Here is an 8,953-nt window from a genome sequence, read left to right on the forward strand (position 1 = left end):
TCGGTTTTTTGCTGTTTGTGTGCTTAATAGGCCATAATGTCTTTACCCTTAATTGTATCAGCACATTGCCGATAAATCAAGAAAAATAAGACACCTTGAAACCATACCTCTTCCAAACGCACGCTCATGCCTTTTGTGCCACCATACTGGCGAGAATACCGAGGATTTTATCGCACTGCGCGATTTGGTAAGCTGCCATATCAAGTTGAAGTCTCTTTCCGTCCAACTTAAGGAATATCCAATCTATGCCTGACGTAATGGCACCATAGATGCAAGGCGTGTCGTTCTCCGATTCGGCATTAAAGCGTTGGGCGGCGATCATCTCTGCGACACATTGCCCGAGCCCTACCGTCAAATTATCCTTTTTCGCTTCAACCAGAACGATGATGGGTGCCTCCAAATGGAATTGCGCAGGCGACAGGCTCACCAAGAAATCGCAAACGCCGGTCAAACCGTTTTCAGCATCAACATTAAAGTCAATCCCCGAGAAAAAGCTGATGCCGCGATCGAAGTGCTCCCAGAGTTCAACCAGCACAGCAGAGACGATCAGTTCTGATTTTGCTTTCTCAGTGCCCATCGCGAAGGCTAATGGCACATTTCGTTCCAGGGTCGTGGCAAGATGTGTGCTCGGTTCCACGGGGTCTATTTCAGCAAAAATGCCAGCGGCGTTCACTTCTTCTAACTGGAACGCTTTTTTTACAGTTTCTAAAGTCCAATCGCTATATGCCATGAGAGAAGTCTCCATCCCACCAAAATATAATAGAATTACACCACAAAATCCCCTAAAATGCAAATCTTTTTTCCTGTGAGGTATTGATAGAAATAGGGCTGGATGGTGTTGGAGGTAATGTTGAAACGGGCGATGAATCGCACGACTACGAATTGGTGTTTGCTTATATTTGACTACTATCGGACTCACGCATCTGTTGTACTTCTCGAACCGCATTCTGTAACCGTCTTTTTAAACTATTATGGTCGCGAGTGCTCACCAATTCCCATACTACTCTGGAGAGATACAATCTAATTTCTTCCTTTTCAATACTGCCACCCAATGTATCACATATCAAACGCCATATGATATCAAATGCAAAGTGCCCAGGAAGTAAGTCAACAAAACGGCATCTCTTTAAGAATTGCTCAACTAAGTTTCTGGCATTATCAGTGCTCTGGCTGTCAATATGATTGGCTATTTCTGTGCGCCATTGCTGAATTTGGCTATATAGGAAATTCAATCCCGTCTGTGAATTGAAAAATCGATACGGCTTATCAGGAAGCGAGTCATAGCCAGTTTCCGCGTTTTGATGTGCCACATCCAATACAATTAATTCCTTAAAGTTGTGTTCAATCTGGCCCAGAACTTCCTTAAACTTGCTGCTAGACAGCACATCTTCTAAACTGTCTGTTAAACGAGCACGATCCCGGCAGAACTGTTCTATTGGTTTTTCCTCGAAAAGGTAGTTTTCATAAGAATGTCGATGAAGCAGAACAATCCGTCGATGTTGACTTCGGGTGCGTTTTAACATCTCATAATGTCCATCAACAATAACGACATAAGGGAGGTCTTTTTTTACAAGTTCCTCCGTTAACTTATTGCTTCCCTTCTCTTCGCTATAGGTTCGTATCCGGCAATTATAATTTTCGAGAACTGTGCTATAGAAGGGAATATCAGTACGTCCCTCGACATAAACAAGGATTTCCTGATAAAAAAGATGTTCTGCAATTAACCCCGAAGGGGTTCGGGAAAACGACATTAACTTTCTCTCCCCAAATCTATCACTTTATCTTGGAAAGTTCCAACGATGTCCGGGGAGTGCGTTGCGACGATTATCTGTTTCTGTCCACCGAGTGTTACCAGAGATTCCAACAGTTTTTCCTGCCACGTGACATGAAGCGACAATTCAGGTTGATCCGCGACATAAACCACAGGCTTTTCAATCCGGAGTAGGGCTTCGGTGAGGAAAATTAGAATTTGTTTCTCTCCTGATGAAAGAAGGCGTGGATTTATGTCCGCTGGCGAAGAAGTTTCGATTTTTAAATATCCTCTCTCATCAAACTTAATCGACTTGTTACTCAAAAATGAATTAACGATTTCTTCATAACGGCGTAAAGAGGCGAAAATATCTTCTTTATCTTTTTCAAGTTTCTTGGCATATGCCACCACGGCTTTTGTTCGTCCGATAAGTGGAATTACAAAGATGTCTTCAAATTCCGCAGGAATATCTTTTCCTTCATGAATCCGGACAAATACTTGTTCTGCAACAGTTAACGCAGCAAAATGATCGTCAATTCTGCTCTGCATTACTTCGTCTAAAAATCCAGCATCCTCAAAAGCATCCAATAATTGATCTTTTTCTACTTCCGTTGGTAACGAGTGAAAAACTGAATTACGAATTGACTTAAGTTGGTCATGTTCTTTGCTATAAAGTATCATCGATAAGACTTGATGTTCAAACTCTCTATAACGCTCAGAAAGTTGGGCGTTTAAGATGGAATGATAGCGAGAGATATCTTCTAACAATTCCTCAAGTCGTAAGTCTACTGATTCCAAAGGTTCTGTCCTTGTATGCCATTTTTCTTCATACTTTGTTACAGGTAAACGACGGCTTACGGGGAGCCAAACCAGAGGGACTAGGGTAGTTAATTCATCATAAAATTTCTCTGATACTACGGTTCTTCTCACGAAGCGTTCAGGGAGCCTCTCTGGAAGAGTATTACCCTTTTCAAGCCACCCATGGTGTTCAGTAAATCTGCGTCCAGTAATAGACTCTGTATCAATGCCTATTTCCTCTTCATCCAGTTCGAGTCTCAAAAGTCTATTTGCAGCATGAACTTTAACAGTGCGAAGTACAGAACTATTTTTAAAGTCTTGCAGATGGATCTCTGCGAACTCAAAATTGACATTTAGGATCCCCGATATATCAAGTGATAGAATGGAATTCAGAAGATTCAAAATAGTAGTTTTGCCAGAACCGTTAGGACCTATCAGTATATTCACATCCTTCTTAAAAGTTAATGCGATGTCTCGATGACCCCATAGTTTGTCTATTTTAAAAGATTCAATGAAATAACTGCTCATGATTTTGGCTTCCTTTTAGAATCTATACCCCGCAATTGGTTGTTAAAATAACCTAAGTTGCCAGTTTGTAGCATAATCTTTTAGATTGTGCATAACCACGCGCAAACTGAAAGTTTACGCTACCAAACTGCTCAAATCCTGAAGAATCTTCCCTGAAAAACGGGGATTGCACGTCTAAAATCGTGTAAGTAGCAACTTGGGTTAAAATAATAGCACATTTGACCTGAAAAGGCAAAACGTTAATCCGTAGCATATCCTAACGTGAAATTCTCGTGCCGCGCTATGCTAACTTTCCGTTGAATACCTACCATCATTCAACTGTGCGGAAATCTCTGGAAACTCTTGTTTGCTGAATACCAATCGAAAGATGCCTGTCTGTGTTGGGACTTCACGTATTTTCATATCGCTGGTGGCGTTGAAAGCTGCTTCAAGAGTTTTTAACACTTTTTGTTTGTACTTTGTGTCCCGATTACCTTCCAGATGTTGTCCCTTTGTCTCAAAAATCAGGACACGCGTCATGCCATCAACTTCTTTTGCCATCGCAACAAAATCTGGGTAGATCCGCTGTTTATTCCAACCTTGCACGTAATACTCACCCTGTTGACGCGCCACGACCCGATGCCACCATTGCAATGCCTTCTCACCATCGAGAAAATGCGCAAAATTCTTTTCCAATTCATTATCTGAAGGATACTCATACATCGGTTCAAACAGGCTGAGTTGGACAGGTTTACCGTATTTTGTAAGTAGATTTTGATTGGCGTGAACCTCAATTTTGTAGCTTTGTCGCAGTTTGTAATTGGGTTCACCTACCTCCAAATCAAATCGGATTTCTCCGTTTTCCAACTTTTCACGAAAAATTTGCTCTGACTGATTTTCTACTTCACCAGCGACGTGTTCCTGCAATGTAGGCACGAGATAAGAACGTCTATCGTAGATATTCTCATCGGTTTCTCCGTTTGTTTTGAGATCTTCGATTAATTCTTCTGCAATGCGAGCAGCCTGCCAGGGATTTGACACAATGTCCGAAAGGCAGAGCGTAAAATCGGAGACGCTAATGTTTTTCTCAACGTGTGGCTCTTGATCCTCATGGAAAACGGGCGGTGCATCACCAATAGGAACCGTCGCTGTCCGTAATGTTGCGCCATCGGGTGCTGAAGCGTTCGGATCAGGTGGTTTAATTCTGAACCAGTCTATATGCGGTAAAATATGGGCCTGATAATTGAGTTGAATCCATTTGCCACCATCCTTATGGCGCACGACTGGCAGATAAATCTCTTGACCCTGAAATTGCTTGCGGCGGCGGATTTTTTCCATCTGAAAGTCTGCTGGTTCCTGGGCATTTCCTGTGCCAAGGATTTCGTCTTCCAAACCAGTAAGTCCTTGTGATTCTAATCCCTTCTTGACTTGCTTGACAGCAGCATCAACGTCAGTATCATTGCAAAAAACATAACACTGATCAAGCGATTTTCTACCAGTAAGTTGGGCATGTGGTTGTCGCATCACCCTTCCCACGAGTTGCGTAATTGCATTTTGTGAGCGTGTATTATCCAGTACCACTAACAAATAGGCAAATGAGCAATCCCATCCCTCCATTAATGCTGCTTTTGTAATTATCCATTTTACCTGCGAATTCTTGGATAGCAAGTCTTCGCCTTGAAGTTCGTTCTGTGTGGCAGATTTAACACGTATTGCATCTGGAGGCACCTTTAAGTTTTGTGTGAGATAATCTCGGACATCCTCCGCATGGACATAATTGTTATCCCGTTGATCTTTACCGGTTCGTTCAACACGCACAACGGCAATCGGGCGGATATACCGATCCGTGCTACTTTCAAGCAAACTTGCTTGGGTATTAAGTCTCTCAAGTTCGGTAGCAGCCTCGCTCAGCGTATCTTGCCACTTCATACCCGATAACGATGATACCTGTACGGGTGATTTGATCATTTCCTCTTTTTTCAGATCGGGTCCAGCAATATCAATAAGCAAATTACTGATGCCTCGATTCGGTGTGGCAGAGAGTTCAATAACCATTTGTGGGTCAAGGCGGTTAATAGAACTGGCGAATTCTTTTCCTTTGCTTGCTCCATACGCCTTATGTGCTTCATCAAGGACAACGACCGGACGCAGTATCTTGAATACGTTAAAGAGACTCTGTTTGGGGATGTCTCCTTCAGTGTTAGGATCAAGATCGGGATATTGCTCTCTCATAAGGGCATTGCCCTCTTCATCATCATGGTCAGGGAAAAAACTGGCGTAACGCCCTGAATTTCGATACATACGGAAGTAGGCTTTGTCTTTGAGTTTTTTATCAGGGGATTTGTTTGCTGCTGGCAACATGAGCAGCATGACGCATAAGTAGTTGGTAATATCGTCCCTATTAAAGGGATCCTCCCTTTCCAGCATCTTGACGTGTCCACCACTTGCACGCTCCACCACTTTACGATAGGGGTGTTCTTTGTTCCACAATGCAGCTTTTGTTTGATCAAAAATAGCCTGTGTCGGCACAACCCACAATGTCAATCCGCGCTGCCGATGCAGGCGTTCTAAAGCAGATGCAGCAAGTAAGGTTTTACCGCCACCTGTTGGCACTTTGAAACAGATATGAGGGATTGGTCGATGTGCGCCATCCTTACGGTCAACGTATTCGCCTGCAGTTACTGCAACGTCACCGTTTTCAGACAATTTCTTCCACGCAGTTTTGGGATAATTGCGTATTTCATTGAAAACATCATCACTAATACTACTACCTACCTGTTTTAAATGCTCAATTGTAGTTTCTGAAGTTTCCTGTTCTTCTTTAAGAACTTCCACCCAATTGCTAAATGCGTCAAGTGTATCGCGCTGATACGTTTTTAATTCCAGCATCTTTACTATTCCCTATCTTTCATGTATGGAGTATGGAAGTTGGCAAAAAGCAATTCCCATCTTTGCGAGTTCACGTTGTCCGATGTAATTGCCTGCCGCATAGACAATCGCTTTTTTGTCGTTATCTTGGCTGGAATCTCGGATACGTCTTGCCTGCTCCAGATTGAGTATTGCCTCGTTACTGCGTAAAAACGCAAGGTCAGGTTTGTAGATCAGATAGTAATCGTTTTCATTATCACTGTGAAAAAGTCCATTATCATTTTTCTGATCTAAAGTATCCTCCTCAACGGAGACACCTGCAGCAGTAAATAAAAGGTTGGTAGCAAGTGCTGAATACGATGGTAATTCTTTCCCAGTGAGCATTGCTTCTATTTCAATCGGCTTGCCTAAGGTGCAATAGGTAAAAGAACCTCCTAAGCCTTCGGGCAGTGAAGCGTCACTCGCATCGGGAACACCGTTAATAACACGGCGGACACGCTCTGCGGTGATGGTGTCGGCGTAATCTTCGCACTCAATGAGGACAAACTTTCTATTGCCACCGTCTTCCTTATTCATTGCAAGAACAGCGTGAGCGGTTGTACCACTGCCAGCAAAAGAGTCTAAGACAATGTCGTCTGATGAAAGGTTTGCAGTTTGGAACACCCTCTGAATTAGTTTGGTTCCTTTAGGGTTGTTGAATACACCTTTTCCCATTACCGCAGCCAATTCCTCGTTCGCTTGATGGGTACTGCCTACTTCTTGATATGGCCACAAAGATCCTACAGTTTTTCCAGCTTTTACCTCAGATAGATAAGTTTTCTTATTAGGTTGAGACTTCCCACTTCTACCGAAGTAGAGTTGACCGTCATTGTATAGTTCCATAAGTCTATCTTGAGTGTATCTCGGGAACCTTCCTTCTGGACAATGCCACGTGACACCGTTCGGAAATTCAAGTGAATACCTATGTTCATCTCTACCGCTTTTTGCATGCAATGGTGTTGCTTTCCACGGACCCTTAGGATCCTCATCTGGATTTTTGTATGACTTATCCATTTCTGGTGTTCTTGGAAGGACCCCAATTCTACAAACATTTAAATTTTTCGCATACGATAGAATATTCTCATGTTGATATGAAACGGTTTTGGAATCGTTGGACAGAGTATATTTTGACCACCAAGTAAAATTGGCGACGATATTCCTCTCACCGAAAATCTCATCCATCAGCATCCGTAGGTGATGCTGTTCATTGTCATCAATAGATATGAAAATTATACCATCTTCAGTAAGTAGTTCTTTTAGCAGATGCAATCTTGGCCACATCATGCAGAGCCATTTATCATGTCGTTCAAGGTCTTCGTTGTCAATGGGACTATTCTCCTTGAACCATGTCTGCATAAGTGGACTTTCCACGTTGTCATTATACTCCCAATCTTCTTTGCCGGTGTTGTAGGGTGGGTCAATATAGATACACTTGATACGATTGGCGTAGCGGGGCAGTAATGCTTTGAGAGCGTGCAAATTATCGCCGTGGATTATGAGGTTATCGTCTTCACCGGTTGGATTGCAGGAGCGGTTTTTGTCAGTTTCAAGCGGACGGTAGGGAACAGTGAGATGGTGGGTGTAGATATGGTGTTTTCCATTAAATTCGAGTGTTGGCATAGATTACTCCGCTAAAAAAGTGTCATTTGATCAAGGTTTGGTGGAGGTGTTAAATGAAATAAGGCATAGACTCTATTTCTATTGTATAATGCCTCACAGGGACAACGTTCTTTCCAACTCGGAAAAGGGATCTCACTCTCACCTTCAAGTATTTTGGACTGAGAATATGCTTGGTTTACTAAATCGTTATCTGGGAAAACCGTATATTTTGCTAACCATCGGTTAGTACTCGGTGAGGAAGCAGAATAGACTACATGGAGTTTTGGTTTATTGTGGGATTGATTTTCAGTGGTAAGCAGCGAGACTTTCGACGATGCTTTATCGTTAGGTATTAATCCCTTTTCGCAAATAACCGCGATACATCTGTTCGGAGCAACTTGCGCGAGTTGGATTGCAGCAGCAATTATTGAACTTTTAAAATAATTGGCCGCGAATGGAATCAATTGGACATTAAACCCTCTTTTGTTATAGAGTTTTGTAAGTTCTTTACTTGGCATCAAAAATTCAGCTGCACCAATGTTACAAAGGGTTTCCAACGGTTTTTTGAAGCCATGTTCTTGATTGATAGTATAGTCATGAAGTTCAGAAATCAAATCTCCATCTTTCTCGATCAAATAATGTGTAACTTCATGAAATTGAGTAAATCGTTTACGCTCCTCATTTTTAATTTGTGAGTTGATTATTATTGTTTTATCTTTTTGTGCCCCATCTGTTCCGGCGGGTAATTCCCCAATCTTCACATCTAATCCCAAGCCAGAACCTATTTCATCAAAAGTCGGTATCGTCGCTGAAGCATATTTATTGACAACATCCCGAACTAATTCAATAACGCGTCTCTTCATTCTATTCATTACTTATTATCCTCTGTAGGAGAAAGAATACGCTTGAGGTACAGATACAACTCAAGCCATTCTGTCGGCGAGGTAGGTTGCCTACCGCGAAAGTTGACTTTTAGCAATGACTCCTTCCAGTCATCATCTATTTCATACCGAGTCTCATACTCTTTTAAAAACGATTGAAATCCCTCCGGATAATTAGTATTTGACGATTCCCCAAGCTCTTCGACACCACTAATAAGATCTTTGACGGAGATGTTATATGCCTTAGCAACCTTCCGGAGCGTATCAACGGATGGATTGACAACATCGCGTTCCATATCCGAAAGATAGGGTATAGACAGCTCTGAACGTTGACTCAGTTCCTTTAACGTCAACTGATTTTCCCTACGAATGAAACGGAGTCGTTGACTTAATTTCATGGCAAATTTCCCTTTCTATGGTGTTTATTTACACATTATATTTAGTATACCATATTAACCTTTTTTTAAGCAAAGGAGAAAAAAAACAGAGATTTTTACCAAATTTTATGAAA

Annotated in this window: 7 protein-coding genes; all 7 read right to left on the reverse strand. The window is 42.0% G+C overall.

The features are described 5' to 3' along the window. Positions 1 to 124: 124 nt before the first annotated feature. The gene (locus F4X88_09000; protein MYA56418.1) at positions 125 to 730 is read right to left on the reverse strand and encodes a hypothetical protein; all 606 of its coding nucleotides are present in this window, start codon (positions 728 to 730) and stop codon (positions 125 to 127) included. A 163-nt stretch (positions 731 to 893) separates the two neighbouring features. After that, complete coding sequence (locus tag F4X88_09005; protein MYA56419.1) at positions 894 to 1,751, reverse strand: DUF4435 domain-containing protein; 858 nt, start codon at positions 1,749 to 1,751, stop codon at positions 894 to 896. Beyond that, positions 1,751 to 3,076 carry an AAA family ATPase gene (locus F4X88_09010; GenBank protein ID MYA56420.1) on the reverse strand — a complete coding sequence of 442 codons (1,326 nt, stop codon included), beginning with the start codon at positions 3,074 to 3,076 and terminating at the stop codon, positions 1,751 to 1,753. The genes F4X88_09005 and F4X88_09010 overlap by 1 nt, the downstream gene beginning before the upstream one ends. A 285-nt stretch (positions 3,077 to 3,361) precedes the next feature. Beyond that, positions 3,362 to 5,944 (reverse strand): restriction endonuclease subunit R, encoded by a 2,583-nt coding sequence (locus tag F4X88_09015; protein MYA56421.1) that lies wholly within the window; start codon positions 5,942 to 5,944, stop codon positions 3,362 to 3,364. A gap of 12 nt (positions 5,945 to 5,956) precedes the next feature. Continuing rightward, positions 5,957 to 7,582, reverse strand: coding sequence for a site-specific DNA-methyltransferase (locus F4X88_09020; GenBank protein ID MYA56422.1), 1,626 nt, complete (start codon positions 7,580 to 7,582; stop codon positions 5,957 to 5,959). A gap of 11 nt (positions 7,583 to 7,593) precedes the next feature. Further along, a complete protein-coding gene (locus F4X88_09025) occupies positions 7,594 to 8,433 on the reverse strand; it encodes an ImmA/IrrE family metallo-endopeptidase (GenBank protein MYA56423.1) in 840 nt (279 codons plus the stop codon). Next, positions 8,433 to 8,840: a helix-turn-helix transcriptional regulator gene (locus F4X88_09030; GenBank protein MYA56424.1), complete on the reverse strand. Its 408-nt coding sequence runs from the start codon at positions 8,838 to 8,840 to the stop codon at positions 8,433 to 8,435. The genes F4X88_09025 and F4X88_09030 overlap by 1 nt, the downstream gene beginning before the upstream one ends. Between the last annotated feature and the right edge of the window lie 113 nt (positions 8,841 to 8,953).

The sequence above is a fragment of the Candidatus Poribacteria bacterium genome (assembly GCA_009839745.1).
Taxonomy (GTDB): domain Bacteria; phylum Poribacteria; class WGA-4E; order WGA-4E; family WGA-3G; genus WGA-3G.

What these genes read in the sequence shown, in the direction of transcription:
- F4X88_09015 (MYA56421.1), bottom strand. Translation starts at nt 5,944, where the DNA reads ATGCTGGAATTAAAAACGTATCAGCGCGATACACTTGACGCATTTAGC.
- F4X88_09000 (MYA56418.1), bottom strand. Translation starts at nt 730, where the DNA reads ATGGCATATAGCGATTGGACTTTAGAAACTGTAAAAAAAGCGTTCCAG.
- F4X88_09010 (MYA56420.1), bottom strand. Translation starts at nt 3,076, where the DNA reads ATGAGCAGTTATTTCATTGAATCTTTTAAAATAGACAAACTATGGGGT.
- F4X88_09020 (MYA56422.1), bottom strand. Translation starts at nt 7,582, where the DNA reads ATGCCAACACTCGAATTTAATGGAAAACACCATATCTACACCCACCAT.
- F4X88_09030 (MYA56424.1), bottom strand. Translation starts at nt 8,840, where the DNA reads ATGAAATTAAGTCAACGACTCCGTTTCATTCGTAGGGAAAATCAGTTG.
- F4X88_09025 (MYA56423.1), bottom strand. Translation starts at nt 8,433, where the DNA reads ATGAATAGAATGAAGAGACGCGTTATTGAATTAGTTCGGGATGTTGTC.
- F4X88_09005 (MYA56419.1), bottom strand. Translation starts at nt 1,751, where the DNA reads ATGTCGTTTTCCCGAACCCCTTCGGGGTTAATTGCAGAACATCTTTTT.